The 18,233-nt window shown below is 64.3% G+C and carries 18 protein-coding genes; 5 read left to right on the top strand and 13 right to left on the bottom strand.

Going from position 1 to position 18,233, the window contains the following annotated elements; translation table 11 throughout:
• Nucleotides 1-4: 4 nt before the first annotated feature.
• Nucleotides 5-1,006 (bottom strand): zinc-binding alcohol dehydrogenase, encoded by a 1,002-nt coding sequence (locus tag C5J26_RS25970; RefSeq protein WP_245441276.1) that lies wholly within the window; start codon nt 1,004-1,006, stop codon nt 5-7.
• Between the two features lie 218 nt (nt 1,007-1,224).
• Between C5J26_RS25970 and C5J26_RS25965 the strand changes: the two genes are divergently transcribed.
• Complete coding sequence (locus tag C5J26_RS25965; protein ID WP_105404402.1) at nt 1,225-2,019, top strand: CDP-alcohol phosphatidyltransferase family protein; 795 nt, start codon at nt 1,225-1,227, stop codon at nt 2,017-2,019.
• The gene (locus C5J26_RS25960; RefSeq protein WP_105404401.1) at nt 2,006-2,755 is read left to right on the top strand and encodes an FkbM family methyltransferase; all 750 of its coding nucleotides are present in this window, start codon (nt 2,006-2,008) and stop codon (nt 2,753-2,755) included. Before C5J26_RS25965 ends, C5J26_RS25960 begins: the two co-directional genes overlap by 14 nt.
• A 4-nt stretch (nt 2,756-2,759) precedes the next feature.
• Here the strand turns inward: C5J26_RS25960 and C5J26_RS25955 are convergent, their stop codons facing one another.
• Nucleotides 2,760-3,686 carry a lysylphosphatidylglycerol synthase transmembrane domain-containing protein gene (locus tag C5J26_RS25955; RefSeq protein ID WP_105404400.1) on the bottom strand — a complete coding sequence of 309 codons (927 nt, stop codon included), beginning with the start codon at nt 3,684-3,686 and terminating at the stop codon, nt 2,760-2,762.
• A 27-nt stretch (nt 3,687-3,713) separates the two neighbouring features.
• Here C5J26_RS25955 and C5J26_RS25950 point away from each other — a divergent pair, with 27 nt between their 5' ends.
• The gene (locus tag C5J26_RS25950; RefSeq protein ID WP_105404399.1) at nt 3,714-5,366 is read left to right on the top strand and encodes a sulfatase-like hydrolase/transferase; all 1,653 of its coding nucleotides are present in this window, start codon (nt 3,714-3,716) and stop codon (nt 5,364-5,366) included.
• Between the two features lie 28 nt (nt 5,367-5,394).
• Here C5J26_RS25950 and C5J26_RS25945 read toward each other — a convergent pair whose 3' ends face one another.
• The 6 genes from C5J26_RS25945 to kynU all read right to left on the bottom strand — a co-directional run bounded on the left by C5J26_RS25945 (nt 5,395) and on the right by kynU (nt 11,993).
• Nucleotides 5,395-6,108, bottom strand: coding sequence for an ABC transporter ATP-binding protein (locus C5J26_RS25945; RefSeq protein ID WP_105404398.1), 714 nt, complete (start codon nt 6,106-6,108; stop codon nt 5,395-5,397).
• A complete protein-coding gene (locus C5J26_RS25940; protein ID WP_105404397.1) occupies nt 6,105-7,874 on the bottom strand; it encodes an ATP-binding cassette domain-containing protein in 1,770 nt (589 codons plus the stop codon). Before C5J26_RS25940 ends, C5J26_RS25945 begins: the two co-directional genes overlap by 4 nt.
• A gap of 3 nt (nt 7,875-7,877) precedes the next feature.
• Nucleotides 7,878-8,912 carry a branched-chain amino acid ABC transporter permease gene (locus C5J26_RS25935; protein WP_105404396.1) on the bottom strand — a complete coding sequence of 345 codons (1,035 nt, stop codon included), beginning with the start codon at nt 8,910-8,912 and terminating at the stop codon, nt 7,878-7,880.
• 75 nt (nt 8,913-8,987) lie between these two features.
• Nucleotides 8,988-10,136, bottom strand: a complete 1,149-nt coding sequence (locus C5J26_RS25930; RefSeq protein WP_046636773.1) for an ABC transporter substrate-binding protein — start codon at nt 10,134-10,136, stop codon at nt 8,988-8,990.
• A 143-nt stretch (nt 10,137-10,279) separates the two neighbouring features.
• Complete coding sequence (locus C5J26_RS25925; protein ID WP_105404395.1) at nt 10,280-10,795, bottom strand: MarR family winged helix-turn-helix transcriptional regulator; 516 nt, start codon at nt 10,793-10,795, stop codon at nt 10,280-10,282.
• A gap of 4 nt (nt 10,796-10,799) precedes the next feature.
• Nucleotides 10,800-11,993 carry a kynureninase gene (gene kynU / locus C5J26_RS25920; RefSeq protein WP_105404394.1) on the bottom strand — a complete coding sequence of 398 codons (1,194 nt, stop codon included), beginning with the start codon at nt 11,991-11,993 and terminating at the stop codon, nt 10,800-10,802.
• A gap of 189 nt (nt 11,994-12,182) precedes the next feature.
• Between kynU and C5J26_RS25915 the strand changes: the two genes are divergently transcribed.
• Nucleotides 12,183-12,590 carry an ACT domain-containing protein gene (locus C5J26_RS25915; protein ID WP_105404393.1) on the top strand — a complete coding sequence of 136 codons (408 nt, stop codon included), beginning with the start codon at nt 12,183-12,185 and terminating at the stop codon, nt 12,588-12,590.
• On the opposite strand, the gene C5J26_RS25910 is transcribed toward C5J26_RS25915, so the two are convergent.
• Together C5J26_RS25910 and cobA are read right to left on the bottom strand one after the other, a co-directional pair.
• Nucleotides 12,587-13,900, bottom strand: coding sequence for a cobyrinate a,c-diamide synthase (locus C5J26_RS25910; RefSeq protein WP_105404392.1), 1,314 nt, complete (start codon nt 13,898-13,900; stop codon nt 12,587-12,589). The genes C5J26_RS25915 and C5J26_RS25910 overlap by 4 nt on opposite strands.
• A complete protein-coding gene (cobA, locus tag C5J26_RS25905) occupies nt 13,897-14,676 on the bottom strand; it encodes a uroporphyrinogen-III C-methyltransferase (protein WP_105404391.1) in 780 nt (259 codons plus the stop codon). The genes C5J26_RS25910 and cobA overlap by 4 nt, the downstream gene beginning before the upstream one ends.
• A gap of 53 nt (nt 14,677-14,729) precedes the next feature.
• Between cobA and C5J26_RS25900 the strand changes: the two genes are divergently transcribed.
• Nucleotides 14,730-15,842, top strand: coding sequence for a cobalt-precorrin-5B (C(1))-methyltransferase (locus C5J26_RS25900; RefSeq protein ID WP_105404390.1), 1,113 nt, complete (start codon nt 14,730-14,732; stop codon nt 15,840-15,842).
• Here C5J26_RS25900 and cobM read toward each other — a convergent pair.
• Genes cobM through cbiE form a run of 3 tightly spaced genes read right to left on the bottom strand, consistent with a single transcriptional unit; the run spans nt 15,815 to nt 18,233 of the window.
• Nucleotides 15,815-16,600 (bottom strand): precorrin-4 C(11)-methyltransferase, encoded by a 786-nt coding sequence (gene cobM / locus C5J26_RS25895; RefSeq protein ID WP_105404389.1) that lies wholly within the window; start codon nt 16,598-16,600, stop codon nt 15,815-15,817. The genes C5J26_RS25900 and cobM overlap by 28 nt on opposite strands.
• Nucleotides 16,597-16,983: a cobalamin biosynthesis protein gene (locus C5J26_RS25890; protein ID WP_172746074.1), complete on the bottom strand. Its 387-nt coding sequence runs from the start codon at nt 16,981-16,983 to the stop codon at nt 16,597-16,599. Before C5J26_RS25890 ends, cobM begins: the two co-directional genes overlap by 4 nt.
• A complete protein-coding gene (gene cbiE / locus C5J26_RS25885; protein ID WP_105404387.1) occupies nt 16,980-18,233 on the bottom strand; it encodes a precorrin-6y C5,15-methyltransferase (decarboxylating) subunit CbiE in 1,254 nt (417 codons plus the stop codon). The genes C5J26_RS25890 and cbiE overlap by 4 nt, the downstream gene beginning before the upstream one ends.

Raw genomic sequence — 18,233 nt, 5'->3', positions numbered from 1 at the left:
TCCTTCAATACTTGATGCGATGACAGAGCGTGGCGGCCGAACCGATAATCTCGGCATAATCGGCAGCGATGGTCTCGAACGGCGTTTCGCCCGAAATCAGGTGGTCGAGCCGGTCGTCGGCGAGAAGCTGGAGCGCCTTGCCCATGCGTCGCCTGTTGTCCCAGCGGGCGCGCCGTCCCGGCGGCAGGGAGGCCACCTGCGAGCTGACGATGGAAAGCCGCTTGGCATGGAAAGCGCCGCCGAGAGGGATCTCCACATGCTTTTCGCCATACCAGCTGGCCTCGACGATGCGCGCCTCGAGACCGGCGTGATCGAGCGCCGTCGCCAGGGCGTCCGCCGAGGCGGAGGCATTGATCAGCACGTCGCAATCATGGGGCAGATGACCGGCAGATGAAAAACGGAGGCCGAGAGCCTCGGCAGGTCCGGCGCGATCCGGCTCGATATCGGAAATCACCACTTCGGTGCCGATGATCCGCGAGGCAAGGTAGGCGACCAGGAGCCCGATCACGCCGGCCCCGAACACCGTTACCCGGTCGCCTGGCTGAATGCCTGCGTCCCAGGTGATGTTGAGCGCGGTTTCCATATTGGCGGCCAGCACGGCGCGCTGCGGGGACAAACCATCGACCAGCGGGTGGGCGGCGGAAACGGGCATGCGAAAACGGTCCTGATGGGGATGCAGGCAGAAGACCGTTTTGCCGACGAGATGTTCAGGCCCTTCTTCGACCACGCCGACGGCGGCATAACCGTATTTCACCGGGAAGGGGAATTGGCCCGCCTGGTGCGGGGCGCGCATGCGCTCGTATTCGCTTTCCGGCACCCGTCCGGCAAAAACGAGCGATTCGGTACCCCGGCTGATGCCGCTATAGAGCGTGCGGACGACAACCTCGTCCTCGCAGGCCGCCGGCAGCTCCTCCTGCCGAAGCGCGCAACGGCCCGTCTCCTCGATCCAGAGGGCTCGTCCCTCCTTCTGCACCGCCGCACGCGGGGCTGTCTCACGCCTTGTCACGCCTCGCACCTTTCACGCCATAACAATCCAGACCTAGAGGCTTCGAGGATGACGGCAAGGGAGCCGTCCGGCGAGAGGGCGATATGGCCATCACGTTTATTTGACGCGGCTTCGCGGATCCGGCCTTTGCTGCCCACCGTATTCTTCTCCATGTAGTGCCTGTGAGGAGAGCGTCATGAATATTTCATATCATCCCTTGGACGACGAAGGCACGTCCGATGGCTGACTGGATGAATGCCGGGCCGCTGGATCGCCAGGCGGCACGCAGGGCTCACCGGTTGCTCTCACTCGATGCCTATGCGGTCACCATGACCGTTGCTGCCGCGCTGGTTTCGGCCATGCATTTCCTCGGCGACTGGCTCGGCATCGATACGGCCGCGGCCTGCTGCGCCTTCATCATCTACGCGGCGATTTCCGCCGTCGCGCTCGGCAATCTGCGCGCGCATGGGCATGGGCGTTTCGGCGCGGCCAATATCGTCACGACAATCCGTGCCGCGCTTACGTCGGTTTTAGGCGGGATGGTGCTGGCGTCGCCGCAATTCGGTGTGGGCTTCGACCAGAGCGCCTTGTGGATGCTCGGCTTCCTAGTCGCTTTTGCGCTTGTCCTGGATGGTGTCGACGGCTTCGTCGCACGGCAGGCGGGGACGTCTTCCCGGTTCGGCGCGCGATTCGACATGGAGATCGACGCGCTGCTGATCCTCTTCCTGTCGCTCGCGGCCGTGTGGCTCGGCAAGGCGGGACTTTGGGTCCTGCTGATCGGATTGATGCGCTATGCCTATGTCGGGGCGCAGGCGGTCTTTCCGGCGCTGAGGGGCGAACTGCCTCATTCGATGCGCCGCAAGGCGATCTGCGTCGTTCAGGGCGTGGCGCTCTGTCTGATGTTGTTTCCGGTCGTTACCTCGCCGGTCTCCACCCTGCTTGCGGCTGCGGCCCTCGCCTCGCTCACCTATTCCTTCGCCGTCGACGTGATCTTCCTGGTGAGTGCGAGCAGGAGCCATCATGCCGCGGCCTGATTTTTCCGCTTCCCTGGGCCTCACGCGCTCGCTGCTGATCTATTACGGCCAGCCCTGGCGGCGTTCCTCGCTGAAGCGGTTTTATGCGGGCGTCGTCCGCAAAGGCGATCTCGTATTCGATATCGGTGCGCATGCCGGCAGCCGCAGCCGGACGCTTCTGTTGCTCGGCGCCAGGATCGTCGCGCTGGAGCCGCAGCCGTTGTTTGCCGATTTCATTGCCCGTTCCTTCGCCGGCGAAGAGTTGACGCTGCTGCGCAAGGCGGTCGGCAAGGAGCCCGGCAGCGTCGATCTGCATATTTCCAGCCGCCACCCGACCGTGACCAGCATATCCTCGTCCTGGATCTCGAAAGTCGAAAAGACCTCCGGTTTTCGCAACGTCACCTGGGATAGGGTCGAGCGCGTGGAGATGACGACGCTCGATGCGCTGATCGAAGAATACGGATTGCCGGCCTTCTGCAAGATCGACGTGGAGGGCGCCGAGGCGGATATCATCGCCGGGCTGCACCATCCCATCCCGCTGATCGCCTTCGAATATATCCCGGCGACGATGGAAATCGCCGAGGAAGCGATCGGCCATCTGCGCAAACGCGGTCCCTATCGCTTCAACCGGGTCGAGGGCGAGCGGCATCGGTTCGTCCATGACGAATGGATAACCGCCGATGCGATGCTGGCCGAGATTGCCGGCCTTGCCGATCGGGTGTCCTCCGGCGATATCTACGCTCGGCTGGAGGCCTGACGGGTCAGCGGCTCCGTCTGCTGAATAGCGACACCAAGATGAACACCAGGCCGGGTGCTGCGCCGACAAGCGCCAGAATGCCGTAGAGGATGCTGGCGGCGACGCCGTCGGACGCGGCATAACCGAAGAGCGGCCAGAGGGCTGCCGCTGCCGCCTCCCTGGCGCCCCAGCCGGCAATGGTGGCGGGGATTAGCATCATCAGCAGACAGAGCGGAATAGCGGTGACAGCCGCGAGCGCCGGTAAGGGTGCCCCGACAGCTGCCGAGGCGAGCATGAACATCGCGATATAGCTTGCGACGATGACGAGGCTGAACAGCGTCTGCACGATCCAGGCCCGGTTCCGCAGGAAGACCTGCGCCAGCGCTGTCTTCAGCGCTGCAAGCAGGGGCTGAACGCGGCGCGGGGGCAGGCGGAGCAGCAGCAGGAACACGATGGCGAGGCCGGCGGCGACGAGTGCGAAACCGGAGAGAAGATGGCGCAGGTTTTCGGGGATCGCCGCCCCGCCCAGAAGCGGCCAGAGCATGACGCCGAAGGTCGCGATGACGAAAAATACCCCCTGCCCGGCGACCCGCTCGAATAGCACAGCCTGCACCGGCACCCTCCACCCACCATCACCATGGGCCCGGTTGCGGACGGCGCGAACGGCATCGCCTGCCACTCCGCCCGGCAGAAGTTGGTTGAGCAGCGTTCCGAGATAATAGTCGCCTATCGCTTTCCCGACACTCAGGTGCTGGCCAAGTCGGGCTGCCGTGAACCGCCAGCGGAGCGCCGAGAGTACGATCTGCACCTGCACGAGGATGAGGCCGGCGCTTATATAGGTCAGATCGGCCGAGGTCAGGCTTGCGGCAATCCGTTGCGGATCGAAGCGCAGGATCACGGCAATGAGAAGTGCGAAGGCCGCAGATAAGCCTATAAGCTTCAGAAAACGCATAGGCCGAAGGTTTTGCAGGAACAGCGCATGAACGAATTTCGGCCTTTTCGCCAGAGTGACGCCGCCAGAATAGGGCATATCGCGCAGCGCAAGGCAAATGGATCGGCATTTCTGAGGATCACGATTGCGCTGGCGATCGTTGCGGCCATCCTCGCCGTTCCTTCCCATTTCACCGATGTTTCCGAGCTCAGATTTCCGCTGGAGGTGGCGGGGGTTGCGTTGCTGGCTTCGGTGCTGGCCGGTCCAGCCTTTCCCTTTTTGCGGTGGGCCGTCACCTTGCTGCTGGCAGCGATGCTGTTCCTGAAACTCGCGGACATCGGCACCGGCACCGCTTTCCAGCGGCCGTTCAATCCCTATCTCGACCTCAAGATCCTCACCGACGGCTGGAACCTCCTGAGCGGGGCGGTCGGCGTCACCGAGGCGGTGGGGATCATCTGCGCGGGCCTTCTGGCCTGGCTGATTGTCGCGGCCGTCCTTTATTGGTCGCTCGGCGGTTTCCGGGGACTTTCGCGCGGAGCCCGGCGCATGTCCGTTCGCGTCAGCGGTGCGGTCCTGTTGATCGGATTGGTGGCGCTTGCGGTTCAGGACCCCGATCGCCGCAACCTTGGCGTCGAGGCGCATGCCGTCTCCTATTTCGTCAACCGCGTCACCATGGTGAAGCGGTCGATTGCCGATCTCGCCCGGTTCGAGGAGGAGCTGAAGCAGGATCCGGTTTCCGGCGGGCCGCATTTCTCGGCGCTTGCCGGCACGGACGTCGTACTGGTCTTCATCGAATCCTATGGCCGCAGCGCGATCGAGGATCCGCGTTATGCGGCGCGCGTCGGCAGCCGGCTGACCTCGGTGGAGAGGGAGATCAAGGCGGCGGGGCTGGAGGCACGCAGTGGGTGGCTGACTTCGCCGACGGTCGGCGGCGTCAGCTGGCTGGCGCATGGCACGCTGCTCTCCGGCCTCTGGGTCGACAATCAGGGTCGTTACGACCGGATGATCACCAGCGAGCGGACAAGCCTCAACAACCTCTTCCGCTCCTCCGGCTGGCGCACCACAGCGGTCATGCCGGCGATCACGCTCGACTGGCCGGAAGCCGGTTATTTCGGCTATGACAGCATCCATGCTGCCGGGGGGCTCGGGTATCGCGGAAAACCCTTCAATTGGGTGACGATGCCGGATCAGTTCACGCTCGAGGCGTTCGAGAGGCTGGAGCGGCAGGCCCGTGACGAGCCCGGCCACAAACCGGTCATGGCGGAAATGGCGCTGATCTCCAGCCACGCTCCCTGGACGCCGCTCCCGTCGCTGATCCCCTGGGATAAGGTCGGCGACGGTGCCGTCTTCAATGCGCAGGCGGAAAGCGGCGACCCGCCCTCAGTCGTCTGGGCCGATCCCAACCGCGTGCGGGCGCAATACCTCACCTCGATCGACTACACGCTCGAGACGCTCGGCTCCTACATGGCGCGTTACGGCAAGGACACGCTGTTCATCCTGCTCGGCGATCACCAGCCGGCGTCTATCGTTACCGGCGAAGGCGCCTCGCGCGACGTGCCGATGCATATCGTCAGCGGCAACCCGGATCTCCTGAAACGCCTCGAGGGCTGGAACTGGCAGAAGGGCATGATCCCGCTGCCATCCACGCCGGTCTATCGCATGGACGAGTTTCGCCGGAAGCTGGTCGAGAGCTTCGATTGACCGACCTTGGCCCGACCGAATTGTCTCATCAGGAATGAGTGCCGAGATAGCTTTCCATCAGCGCCGGATTGACCGCCATTTCGCTTGCCGGGCCGGAAAGGCGGACTTCGCCCAATTCGACCAGGTAACCCTCGTCGGCGATTTCGAGCGCGGCGCGGGCATTCTGCTCGACGAGCAGGATAGAGACGCCGGTCTTTCGCAGTTCCGAGACGATGTTGAGGATGTCGATGACGATCTTCGGCGCCAGGCCGAGGCTTGGTTCGTCGAGCAGCAGCAGGCGCGGCCGGCTCATCAGGGCGCGGGCGAGTGCCAGCATCTGCCGTTCGCCGCCGGAAAGCGTGCCGGCCAGCTGCTTGCGGCGTTCGGCCAGGCGCGGGAAACGCGCGTAGACATCCTCGCGCGTCTCGGCGCGTTCAGCGGCGCTGCGCAGGAAGCCGCCGAGCTCGACATTGTCCTCGACCGACATGGTGGAGAACAGTTCGCGTTTTTCCGGCACCAGGCAGAGACCGCCGGCAACGCGGCCTTCGACCGAGCGCGGCACGGGCGCGCCGTCGTAGACGATCGCGCCGGAGGAGGGGACGATGCCCATGATGGCGTTGAGCAGCGTCGATTTGCCGGCGCCGTTTGCACCGATCACGGTGACGATGCTGCCGGGCTTCATGCTCATCGATATGCCGTGCAGCACCTCGGCTCGGCCGTAGGAGACGTGAAGGTCGGAGAGTTCGAGCAGGTTTCCGCTCATGCGACACCTCCCAGATAGGCGGCGACGACCGCCGGATGTTTGCGCACGTCCGCCGGCTTGCCTTCGGCAATCAGGGTGCCGAAATCGAGCACCACGAGATGGTCGACGAGGCCCATGACGAAGCCCATGTCATGTTCGACGAGGAGCACGCTGACGCCCTCCTCGCGCAGCTTCTTCAAGAGGTTGGCGAGCTCCTGTTTTTCACCGTGACGCAGGCCCGCCGCGGGTTCGTCGAGCAGCAGCACGGCCGGATCGGCGGAGAGGGCCCGGGCGATCTCCAGGATGCGGATCTGGCCGAGCGCCAGATCGCCGGCCGGCCGGTCGCGATATGCGCCGAGCCCGACGCGTTCGAGCTGGAAGGCAGCTTCGGCGAGCAGCGTCGCCTCCTGCCTGCGCTCCAGCCGCAAAAAGCTCCTGAAGACACCGGCCAAGCCACGCAGATGCGCGCCGAGCGCGACGTTTTCCAGCACCGACATGTCGGGCAGGATTTTTGCGTGCTGGAAGGTGCGGGCGATGCCGTGCTTGGCGACTTCGCGCGGGCTGTCGCCGGTCATCGGCTGGCCTTCGTAGAAAACCGATCCGCTGGTCAATGAAGCAAGGCCGGTGATGAGGTTAAAGGTCGTGCTCTTGCCGGCGCCGTTCGGCCCGATCAGGCCGACGACCTGGCCGGCGCGCACTTCGAAACTGACATCGTTGACCGCCACCAGGCCGCCAAAGGCTTTTCGCGCCTTTTCCACCTTGATCAGCGACGAGCCGGCCGGCGCGAGCGTTCGCTTGGCAAGCCTGTCGTCGGACGCCGGGAGAGACCGCGCGGGCCGCTTCGGCAGGAGCTTTAAGACGAATGGCCAGAGGCCGTCCCGGGCGAGCTGCAGGATCACCACCAGCAGGATGCCGAAAACGACCATTTCCAGATTGGCGGTCGTGCCGATCAGGTCCGGCAGGAAACGCTGTAGCACGTCCTTCATGATCAGCACGATGCTGGCACCGAAGATTGCCCCCCAGACATGGCCGGAGCCGCCGACCACGGCCATCAGCAGATATTCTATGCCCATGCTGAGCCCGAACGGCGTCGGGTTCACCGAGCGCTGCATATGGGCGTAGAGCCAGCCGGAAAGGGCCGCGACCACGCCGGCGAACACGAAGACGGTGAGCTTGGCGCGGACGATGTTGACGCCGAAGGCTTCCGCTGCCTGACCGCCGCCACGCAGTGCCCGGATGCCACGGCCGATCCGCGAGTCGAGCAGGTTTTTCGCACCGATCGCGACCGCAATCACGAAAAACCAGATGAGGTAATAGATCGACCCGTCGCTCATGAAGCGATAGCCGGCGAATTCAATCGGCGGGATGCCGGAAATGCCGTCGTAACGGCCGAGGAGGTCGATTTTGCCGAACAGATAATAAAGCGCCAGGCCCCAGGCGATGGTGCCGAGCGGCAGGAAGTGGCCGGAAAGGCGCACGGTGATGAGGCCGAGCGGCAGGGCGGTCGCCGCGCCGACGATCAGCGACAACGGCAGGGTCAGCCACGGCGACAAGCCATAGTTCGTGCTCAGCACGGCCGTCGTATAGGCGCCGAAACCGCAGAAGGCGGCCTGGCCGAACGAGGTGAGGCCGCCGACGCCGGTCAGCAGCACGAGGCCGATCGTCACCAGCGAGGCGAGGCCGATATTGTTGAGGATCGTCAGCCAGAAGGGCGGCACCGGCAGGAGCGGTATGATCGCCAGGAAAACGATGCCGGCGACGCCGGGAAGCAAACGCTCGATCTTCATCGCTCACTCCTCCTCGTGGAAGCCGCCGCTCAGCGACAGCCAGATCAGAACGGGAATGATGAGACCGAAGACGATGACCTCCTTGTAGCTGCTGGCGAAGAAGGAAGAGAAAGCTTCGACCAGGCCGACGCCGATCGCGGCGATCGCGGTGATCGGGAAACTCGCAAGCCCGCCGATGATCGCCGCGACAAAACCCTTGAGGCCGATCAGGAAGCCGGTGTCGTAATAGATCGTGGTGATCGGGCCGATCAACACCCCGGAAACGGCCCCGATGGCGGCTGCCAACGTGAAGGCGGTGACGCCGGTCAGATGGGTGCGGACGCCGACCAGCCGTGCGCCGAGCCGGTTGACGGCGGTCGCACGCAGCGCCTTGCCGAGCAGGGTTCGCTCGAAGAACATGTAGAGGCCGACGATGATCGCGATCGTCGCTCCGTAGATGCAGAGGCTCTGGGCGCTCACCATCAAGGCTCCGATCGTGTAGTTGTCGTCGGCGAGCGGCTCGGCGCGCAGGCCTTCGGCGCCGAAGAAGACGAGGCCAAGCCCCATCATGGCGAGATGCACGCCAACCGAGGCAATCAGCAGGACGAGCACGGACGCATCGGCAAGTGGCCGGTAGGCGATCCGATAAACGTACACGCCCATGGGCGTGATGATCAGAATGGTGAGCAGGGCCTTCGCGACAGACGGAAGATCGAGCGGCGCAAGCACGATCGTGATGCCGTAGATCACGCCGGGGAGCACCAGGTTGAGCGCGAGGCTGCGCAGAAAGGCGCGGATATCGGTGCCGCGGCGCATGCTCCAGAGGTCGAACAGGAAAGCAATCGCCCCGAAACAGAGGAGAAGCGAGGTGGTGGCGGGCACCTTCCCACCGTCGAGAAGCGCCAGCGTCAGCGCGCCATAGGCAACGAATTCGCCCTGGGGAATAAAGATCACCCGCGTGACCGAAAAGAGCAGGACCAGCGCCAGACCGAGGAGCGCATAGATCGCGCCATTGGTGACACCATCCTGGATCAGGAAGGTCGCAATCATCGCGTCCAAAGAATTTCCCCCGATAACAGAAAAGACGCTGCAAAAAGGCCCGGCGTGGACGCCGGGCCTCGTTTACTTGCCCGCTTACTTGGTGATCTCGAACTTGCCGTTCTTGGCTGTGAACAGCACGACGGCGCGGTCGTCGAGGCCGAGGTGATCGTCGGCCTTGAAGTTGAAGACGCCCTGGCTCGCCGGGAACGGGCCGCCGGTTTCGATGGCGTCACGCAGAGCCGCGCGGAATTCCGGCGTGCCGGGCTTTGCTTTCTTCAGCGCGACCGGGATGGCCTTCTTCAGGATGGCCATGGCGTCGTTGATATGCGGGCCGAACTGGGTGCGAGTACCGGGACCGAACTTCTTTTCGTAGGCCGTGACGTAGGCCATGCCTTCGGCCTTGGTCTCGGCGGTATCGGGCAGGGCTTCCGGCGCCATGGCCGGGCCAGAGGCGAAGATCGTGTTGTCGGCAGCCTTGCCGGCGATGCGCAGGAAGTCGAAGGTCACGGCGCCATGGGTCTGGTAGATCTTGCCGGCGAAGCCACGTTCGCGCAGGCCGATCTGCGGCAGCGCGGCACCGGTGCCGGAGGCGCCGACGAAGACGGCGTCCGGACGCGCGGCCACGAGTTTCAGCACCTGGCCGGAAACGGAGGTGTCGGGACGGGCATAACGCTCGTCGGCGACGACCTTCAGGCCGTATTGTTCGCCGATCGCCTTGAACTGGCCCATCCACAGGTCGCCGTAGCTGTCCGAGAAGCCGATATAACCGACCGTCTTGACGCCATCGGCCTTCATCTTGGCAAACAGGTTCCTGGCGATCAGGCCGGCATCCTGCGGCATCACGAAGGTCCACTTGCCTTTGGAAATGGTCGGCGGAACCGGCGAGCAGGAGAGATGCGGCGTGCTGGTTTCGCCGGCAACACCGGCAACAGCGATCGAGGCGGGGGTCAGCGCGGAACCGACGATGACATCGACCTTGTCGTCGTTGACGAAGCGGCGAGCATTGGTGGTGGCAACCGAGGGGTCGCCGGCATCATCGAGAACGATGACCTTCAGCTTTTCCCCGCCCACTTCGGCCGGCCACAATTCGACGGAGTTCTTCAGCGGAATACCGAGCGCCGCACCGGGGCCGGTCGACGATATGGTCACACCGATCGTGATGTCGGCCAGTGCAGAGCTTGCAAACAAGGACAAGGACAGGACGGCAACAGGCGCCATTCCAGCAAAAAACCGGTTCTTCATAGGATCCTCCCAGGACAAAAGCGGGCGATCTCCTCCCGCCCTGCCATTTGTTTACAGGGAGATTGTTTCTTTGTAAACAATTCTGATAATGGTTATGTAAAGCTTACGAAGGCCGGTTCGGATGCAACCGGCGTCCGCAAGCCTTACTCGGCATCGTGCCCCAACAGCCGCGCCAAACCGGCTTTACCGTTCAATTCCACCATATCACGGGCCAACCTGGCGCGACGTTCGATCAGTTCGAGCATGTCCATGAATGCTGCGGTCTTTTCGGGCGGCAGATCGCCGAACATGTGTTTCTCGAGAGCATCGATGCCGGCAACCATCTTTTCGTAGACGGCTGTTCCTGCTGCCGTCAGCTGGATCTGGGCCCATCGCGCATCACGTGCGTCGGCGCGCCGGTCGATCAGGTCACGGTCCACGAGTTCGCGGATCGCGCGCGACACCATCGCCTTGTCGATCGTCGTAAGCTTGCCGATCTCCATCGGCGAGATCGATTGATAGGTGCCGATCGCCGACATGACCCGCCAGATGTTCAGCTTGAAACCGTTGGCCTCGCAAAGCAGGCTGACGAGCTTCATCATTTCCGCGTTGCTGCGCGCGAGCCGGTAGGGCACGACCTTGGAGAGCTTTCGGGGGGACGTAGGCCGTTCTTCCGTCATCCGATCAGGTCACCAGAGCCCGCTGTCTATATTCGGTGGTGTCCCAGAGGTGATTGGTCATGATGTCTTCGAGGATATCCACTGCTCCCAACACCTCGGCCTCGCCGATATAGAGCGGTGTGAAGCCGAAACGAATGGCGTTCGGAGCGCGGAAATCGCCGATCACGCCGCGCGCGATCAGGGCCTGCATGATCGCATAGCCTTCCTCGTGCAGGAAGGAAATCTGGCTGCCGCGCTTCGTCCCGTCGCGGGGGGAACCGAGCTTCAGCATCGGGCAGCGCCTTTCGACTTCCGCGACGAACAGATCGCAGAGTTTTATCGACTGCCGCCGCAGGTCCGCCATGTCGACGCCGTCCCAGGCATCGAGCGCTGCGTCGAGCGCCGCAAGCCCGATGATCGGCGGCGTGCCGACCCGCATGCGGTCGATGCCGCCGCCCGGACGATAACCGAGATCGAAGGCGAAGGGCTGTTCGTGCCCCAGCCAGCCGGACAGCGCCGGCCGCACCTTGTCCGCATGGCGCGGCGCGACATAGATGAAGGCCGGCGCGCCGGGCCCGCCGTTGAGGTATTTGTAGGTGCAGCCGACCGCGAAATCCGCGTCCGCACCGGAAAGATCGACCGGCAGGGCCCCGGCCGTATGGGCAAGATCCCAGACGGTGATCGCGCCGGCGGCGTGCGCCTTTTCGGTCAGCGCCTTCATGTCGTGCAGCCGCCCGGTGCGGTAGTCCACCTCCGTCAGCATGACCACGGCGACGGTTTCGTCGATCGCGGCCTCGACCTCTTCCGGCTCGACGATCTTCAGCTCAAGACCTTTGCCGAGCGAGCCGATCAGGCCCTGCGCCATATAAAGGTCGGACGGAAAATTGCCGCTGTCTGACAATACGACCTTGCGTTCCGGCACCAGTTCCAATGCCGAAGCGAGCGCCTGGTAGACCTTGATCGACAGGGTGTCGCCCATGACGACCGTGCCTTCTACCGCCCCGACCAGCTTGGCCACCCGGTCGCCAATCCGCCGCGGCATCGCCATCCAGCCGGCCTTGTTCCAGCCCTTGATCAGCAGCTCGCCCCATTCGTCGGTCATCAGCCGCGCCACGCGTTCCCTGGCTGCAAGCGGCAGCGGTCCGAGTGAATTGCCGTCGAGATAGATCATGCCTTCCGGCAGATAGAAGAGCGAGCGGGTCTTTTCGAAATCCGTCACCGGAACACCTTGCTTTTAGAAATCAATCCTTCGAGGGGCTTAGCCTCGTAGCAGCGCAGACTAAAAGCTGGCGAGGGACGCGCAAGACAGGATTTGCCGCGCGGGCGATTATTTTGGAAGCGATATCGGGTCTTGCGGGTCGTGAATCGCCGTCTTAACCTCGGTTATGGAGCGATCTTTGGAGGCCTCATGAGCGGAATCACCGACCTTTCCACCTTGCTTGCGAGCCTTGAGCCGGTTCTTGTCGACGGTGAATTCGTCTATGCGACTGTGCCGCCCGAGAAAATGCACGATTATCTGGCGCTGAAGCCGATCGGACTGTTCTTCGAGAAGGAAGGCCTGACACTGATCCTGCCGAGAGAGGTTGCCGAAAAGGCCGAGCTCGCCTCAAGCATGCCGCTTCGCTGCATTACCATGATGGTGCACTCTTCATTGGAAGCGGTCGGCATGACTGCGGCGATGGCGGCGGCGCTCACCAAGGAGGGCGTCAGCGCGAATGTCGTCGCGGCCTATTACCACGACCATATCTTCGTGCCGGCAGCGGACGCCGAACGTGCGGTTGCGGCGCTTCGGGCGCTTTCAGCCGCTGCCGGTTAGCCGCGTGCAATCGCGTGGAAAAAGGCGCCGCTAACGCCGCCCCGGCGGCCGCCCGTCGGACCGATCGGCTTGCCGCCACCGTCGGCGATCGTTGCAAAGGCGGCGTCTGTGCCCGGCGAAACAACGCTGGCATAGTGAAACTCATGGCCGCGGATCGTATCGCCCTTGCCGCCGAGCGGGCTGTTCTCGGCGATCTCCGCCTGGCGGTAACCGAGGTTCATCCGGCGTTTGGCGAAACTGGTGCGGTGGGACAGGAGACCGGTCATGGCGTGCGTCACGCCATCGGCATCCTCCAGCGTTTCTCCGAGCACCATGTAGCCGCCGCACTCTCCGTGAACCGGTTTCGTTTCCGCAAATCGCGCTAGGCCGGTCTTGAAATTCTCGGCCGCCGCAAGCCGTCCGGCATGCAGTTCGGGGTATCCACCCGGCAGCCAGCAGACGTCGCAGCCGACAGTCGGCGCTTCATCGGCCAGGGGCGAGAAGGGAACAACCTCCGCGCCGGCGGAGCGCCATTCGCGCATCAGATGCGGGTAGAGAAAGGTAAAGGCGGCATCCTGCGCCAGCGCGATCCGCTGGCCGGGCGGACGCAGGGATTTTTCCGCCGAACCGCTGGGAATATTGAAGGGTTTTGCGGCGGCGTAGATAGCATCGAGGTCGAGCGAAGCCTCCATGGCGTCGGCCAACCGTTCGATATGCGCGTCCATTTCCGGATGTTCGCTCGCCTGCACCAGGCCGAGATGCCGTTCGGGCAGAACCAGCGAGGGATCACGCAGGACGGTGCCGACGACGGGAATCCCGGCCGCCTGGATGGCATCGCCGCACAGTTTCTTGTGCCGCTCGCTGCCGGCCCGGTTGAGCACGCAGGCGGCGATCTTCACGGTCGGATCGTAATGAGCAAAGCCATAGGCGATCACGCCCGCGGTCTGGGACTGGCCGGAGACGTCCAACACCAGCAGCACGGGCAGGCGGAACAGCCGGGCGAGATCCGAGGCCGCGCCCGATCGGTTCTCTTCGCTGACGATGCCGTCGAAAAGGCCCATGGCGCTTTCGATCAGCAGCAGCTCTGCATCCTCCGCCTGTCCGCGAGCCAGGTGCCGCAGCAAATCCGGCGCCATCGCCCAGCTGTCGAGGTTGAGGCCCGGCCGATGCGTCGCGGCCTCGTGGAAACCCGGATCGATATAATCCGGGCCTGTCTTGATGCCGCGCACCTTGACGCCGCGGCGGGCAAAGGCACGCAGCAGGCCGATGGTGACGCTGGTCTTGCCGGAGCCGGAACGCGGCGCACCGATGATGAGCGCGCGGGCGGTCATGGTCTGCCTCCCGACAGGACGGCCTGCATGGAGACGATCCGGCCGATGACGATCAGGGCGGGCGCGGCGAATTTCTGCCGCGCGACCTCGGCCTCGACCGTTGCAAGCGTTGCGGTCAGCGAGCGTTCGTCCGGCGTCGTCGCCGCCATCAGCACCGCGACCGGCGTTTCCGGCGGCAACCCGCCTTCGATCAGCAGCCGGGCGATCGTGCCGATCGTGCTGACGCCCATATAAACGACGATCGGCTCGCCGGTTTTCGCCAGCGCCTTCCAGTCCAGGTCGCCGGGACTGCCGGCCGCATGGCCGGTCGCAAGGGTGATCGCGCGGCTCATCCCCCGCATCGTCGCGGGAATATTGGCGGAAGCGAGAGCCGCCAGCGCCGAGGTCATGCCCGGCAGGACGCGGAACGGGATGTTTTCCCGGGCAAGCGCTTCCGCTTCCTCGCCGCCGCGCCCGAACACGAAGGGATCGCCGCCCTTCAGCCGCAGGACACGCCGGCCCTTGCGGGCGAGTTCGATCAGCAGGCCGGTAATGTCATCCTGGGCGACGGAGGGTTTGCCGCCGCGTTTTCCGACGAAGACAAGTTCGGCGGTCGTCGCGAGCGACAGCACGCCGTCGGAGACCAGCGCATCATGGACGATCACGTCCGCCTTGCCGATCGCGTCAGCGACTTCCAGCGTCAGGTAACGCGGGTGGCCGGGGCCGGCGCCGGCGAGCCAGACATGGCCGGGCTCGAAGACGGGTGCTGCGACGATAGTTTCGATGCTTTCATTCATATGCGGACCTTTGACCGGTGACGCTCGGGCCCGGTCGGGCTATAGAAACGGCCATGGAAGTGGATGGCAAGAACCTTCGTCGTGGCTGGACCACGGGAACCTGTGCGGCGGCGGCGAGCAAGGCGGCTTGTCTTGCCCTCCTTTCCGGAAAATTTCCCGATCCGGTCATGGTGACTTTGCCCGGCGGGCAGACGCCGTCTTTCGCCCTCGCCGTCGAAGAGACCGGCGAGGGATTTGCGAGAGCCGGGATCATCAAGGATGCCGGCGATGACCCGGACGTCACCCATGGGGCCTTGATCAAGAGCACCGTGCGGCGCGGCGCGGCCGGCAGCGGCATCACCTTCAAGGCCGGCGAAGGCGTTGGCACCGTCACCCGCGCCGGTCTGCCGCTGCCCGTCGGTGAACCCGCCATCAATCCGGTGCCGCGCAAGATGATCGCCCAGGCGATCGCCGAGGTCGCCGGCGGTGAGGCCGATTTCGAGGTCGAGATTTCCGTCGCCGATGGGGAAAAAATTGCCGAGAAGACGCTGAACGGCCGGCTCGGAATCGTGGGCGGCATATCGATCCTCGGCACGACGGGGATCGTCATTCCCTTTTCCTGTTCGGCCTGGATCCATTCGATCTGGCGCGGCATCGACGTGGCGCGTGCCGCCGGGCTCGATCATGTGGCAGGCGCCACCGGCAACACGTCCGAAAAGGCGGTGCAGGCGCATCATGGATTGCACGAGATCGCGCTGATCGACATGGGCGATTTCGTCGGCGGCATGCTGAAATATCTGCGCGATCATCCGGTGCCGAAAGTGACGATCGCCGGTGGCGTCGCCAAGATGACCAAGCTCGCGCAGGGTATGCTCGACGTCCACTCCAAGCGCGGATTGGCCGATCTCGAAGCTCTGGCGAAACTCGCCGGTGAAGCCGGGGCGAGCGACGAGCTTGCGGCGCAGATAGCGGCTGCCAATACCGTATCCCAGGCGTTCGCGCTCGCGGGCGAAAACGGACTGGCGCTGGGCGACCGGATTGCCGCGCTCGCCTGGAAGACGGCCGCCAAGGCGCTCAAACAGCCTGAGGTCGCGCTGGAAATTCTGGTCTTCGATCGCGAGGGCCGGTTGGTCGGCCGGACCGCGTTTACGCCGTCCGATCATTCGGAATCCTTGTCGCCGGCCTGAGGCCAGCCGGGACGGAAGCGGCGCACATAATCGGCATTGTAGAGCTGGCTCTCGACAAAATCGGCAGCGCCCAGGCCTTTGCCCACGAAAATCAGCGCCGTGCGTTCGGCTGGCTCCGCCGCCAGCTTCGCCTCGATATCGGCAAGCGTGCCGCGGATGATCCGTTCTTCCGGCCAGGAGGCGCGAACCACGATTGCGACCGGGCAATCGGCGCCATAAAGCGGTGTCAGTTCCGCGACGATGCGGTCGAGCGCGTGGATGGCGAGGTGGATTGCCAGCGTCGCGCCGGTGGCGCCGAAGGCTGCCAGCGTCTCTCCATCCGGCATTTTCGAAGCGCGGCCGGACACGCGGGTGAGGATCAGGCTCTGCGCCACTTCCGGAATGGTCAGCTCCCGCCTCAGAGCCGCGGCGGCGGCAGCGAAGGAGGGCACGCCCGGCGTCAGCGTGTAGTTGATGCCGTGCTTCTCCAGCCGGCGGATCTGTTCTGCGACGGCGCTCCAGACGGAAAGATCGCCGGAATGCAGCCGCGCGACATCCTGGCCGGCCTGATGTGCCGCCACGTATTCCGCCTCGATATCGTCCAGCGACAGCGACCCGGTATCGACGATCCGCGCATCCTTCGGGCAATAGTCGAGCAGTTCCTTCGGCATGATCGAGCCGGCATAAAGGCAGACGGGCGAGCGGGCGAGAATATCGCGGCCGCGCACGGTAATGAGGTCGGCGGCGCCCGGTCCGGCGCCGATGAAATGCACGGTCATGAATGGTCCTTCGAGCGTGCCAGCGCGCAGGTGGCGCCATCGGCGATCAGCCGCGCGACAATCAGTTCCGAAGCCTCGCCGGCCGCGGCCAGTGCAGAGGCTTCGGAAAGGCTTGGCGTGGCGGTTTGCGCAAGGCTGTGTTGCGAAACGGTTCTGGTTCGGGCTTCCGTCTGTTTCAGCGCCGCCTCGTCGACAATCTGCAAGGGCAGGCGCAGCCGCTCCGCAAGCTCGATCATCCCCGGCTCATGCCGCTTGATCTCGCCGGTTGCCAGAAGGGAGACGGATTCACGTGAAATATTCGCCTCGGCGCAGGCGGCAGAAAGCGCCGAAAGCAGCGCCTCCGCGGACGCCCCCTTGCGACAGCCGAGACCTGCGGCAATCATGGTTTCACTCCTGGTTTCGTCCAGCTCCATTGGGTGACCGGCATGGCCGGCTTCCAGCCCGACATGCCGCCGATCGGCGCTGCGCGCGAAACCTCCATGCGGATCAGCTCGCCGCCGAGTTTCGCATGCGCTGCCAGGAGAACCGCTTCCATTTCCAGCGTCACGGCATTGGCGACCAGCCGCCCGCCGGGCTTCAGCGCCTCCAGGGCATGATCGAAAACGCCAGGCTCGCTGCCGCCGCCGCCGATGAAGATCGCATCCGGCTGCGGCAGGCCGGCCAGAGCCGCCGGCGCCTCACCTTCGACGATGCGCAGGCCAGGCACGCCGAATGCCAAAGCATTCCGCCCCATCCGTGCTGACCGATTGGCGTTGGCTTCGATCGCAATCGCTTTCAGGGAAGGATCGGCCAGCATCCACTCGATGCCGATCGAACCCGAGCCGGCGCCGATATCCCACAACAGTTCGCCGCGGTGCGGAGCCAGTGCCGAGAGCGTCAGCGCCCGGATTTCACGCTTGGTGATCTGCCCGTCATGTTCGAACAGCGTATCGTCCAACCCGAAAGCGCGCGGAAGGATAAAGGCTCCAGCTTCGGCCTTCACGTCGATGGCGACGACATTCAGCACATCGATATCCGGTAGCGCAAACTCATCCGCCTGTTGTGAACGGATACGTTCCGCCGCGCCGCCCAAAGATTCCAGAACAGTTATCCGAGAAGGCCCGAAACCGGTGCGGGACAAAAGCTCCGCCAGCGCCGCCGGCCCGTTTTCATCGGATGTCAGCGCGATGATCCGCCGGCCAGGATGCAGTAGCGGTCGGATGTGATCGAGCGGACGGCCATGCAATGACACCATTTCGATGTCCTGCAGCGGCCAGCCGAGCCTTGGGGCGGCCAGAGAAAAGGCCGAGGGGGCAGGATAGGCGGTATATTCTTCAGGCGCGACATGGCGGGACAGCGTTGCGCCGACGCCGAAGAAGAAAGGGTCTCCGGAGGCCAGCACGCAGACCTTTTGGCCACACAGCGCCACGACGTCGCGCATTGTTGCATCAAACGGTGTCGGCCACTGCCGGGCTTCGCCGGTGATAACGGAGGCTGCCAGTTCCAGATGCCGCCTGCCGCCGAAGACAACGACGGCGGATGCAATTGCCGAGCGGGCATTGTCGCCGAGGCCCGGTACGCCGTCCTCGCCGATGCCGACGATGGACAGCCAGCGGCTTTGGTTTAAAGGTTTGCGAACTGATTCAGGAGGCAT

It is taken from the genome of Neorhizobium sp. T7_12, assembly GCF_002968535.1.
Classification (GTDB): Bacteria; Pseudomonadota; Alphaproteobacteria; order Rhizobiales; family Rhizobiaceae; genus Neorhizobium; species Neorhizobium tomejilense.
This window is presented reverse-complemented; position numbering and strand designations above follow the sequence as displayed.

Bases quoted from the DNA above. Each gene is read 5' to 3' on its own strand.
- C5J26_RS25915 (WP_105404393.1), top strand. From the start codon at position 12,183: ATGAGCGGAATCACCGACCTTTCCACCTTGCTTGCGAGCCTTGAGCCG.
- cobA (WP_105404391.1), bottom strand. From the start codon at position 14,676: ATGAATGAAAGCATCGAAACTATCGTCGCAGCACCCGTCTTCGAGCCC.
- C5J26_RS25890 (WP_172746074.1), bottom strand. From the start codon at position 16,983: ATGATTGCCGCAGGTCTCGGCTGTCGCAAGGGGGCGTCCGCGGAGGCG.
- C5J26_RS25925 (WP_105404395.1), bottom strand. From the start codon at position 10,795: ATGACGGAAGAACGGCCTACGTCCCCCCGAAAGCTCTCCAAGGTCGTG.
- C5J26_RS25950 (WP_105404399.1), top strand. From the start codon at position 3,714: ATGAACGAATTTCGGCCTTTTCGCCAGAGTGACGCCGCCAGAATAGGG.
- C5J26_RS25940 (WP_105404397.1), bottom strand. From the start codon at position 7,874: ATGAAGATCGAGCGTTTGCTTCCCGGCGTCGCCGGCATCGTTTTCCTG.
- C5J26_RS25945 (WP_105404398.1), bottom strand. From the start codon at position 6,108: ATGAGCGGAAACCTGCTCGAACTCTCCGACCTTCACGTCTCCTACGGC.
- C5J26_RS25960 (WP_105404401.1), top strand. From the start codon at position 2,006: ATGCCGCGGCCTGATTTTTCCGCTTCCCTGGGCCTCACGCGCTCGCTG.
- cobM (WP_105404389.1), bottom strand. From the start codon at position 16,600: ATGACCGTGCATTTCATCGGCGCCGGACCGGGCGCCGCCGACCTCATT.
- C5J26_RS25910 (WP_105404392.1), bottom strand. From the start codon at position 13,900: ATGACCGCCCGCGCGCTCATCATCGGTGCGCCGCGTTCCGGCTCCGGC.
- C5J26_RS25930 (WP_046636773.1), bottom strand. From the start codon at position 10,136: ATGAAGAACCGGTTTTTTGCTGGAATGGCGCCTGTTGCCGTCCTGTCC.
- cbiE (WP_105404387.1), bottom strand. From the start codon at position 18,233: ATGCCTCCTGAATCAGTTCGCAAACCTTTAAACCAAAGCCGCTGGCTG.
- C5J26_RS25900 (WP_105404390.1), top strand. From the start codon at position 14,730: ATGGAAGTGGATGGCAAGAACCTTCGTCGTGGCTGGACCACGGGAACC.
- C5J26_RS25955 (WP_105404400.1), bottom strand. From the start codon at position 3,686: ATGCGTTTTCTGAAGCTTATAGGCTTATCTGCGGCCTTCGCACTTCTC.
- C5J26_RS25965 (WP_105404402.1), top strand. From the start codon at position 1,225: ATGGCTGACTGGATGAATGCCGGGCCGCTGGATCGCCAGGCGGCACGC.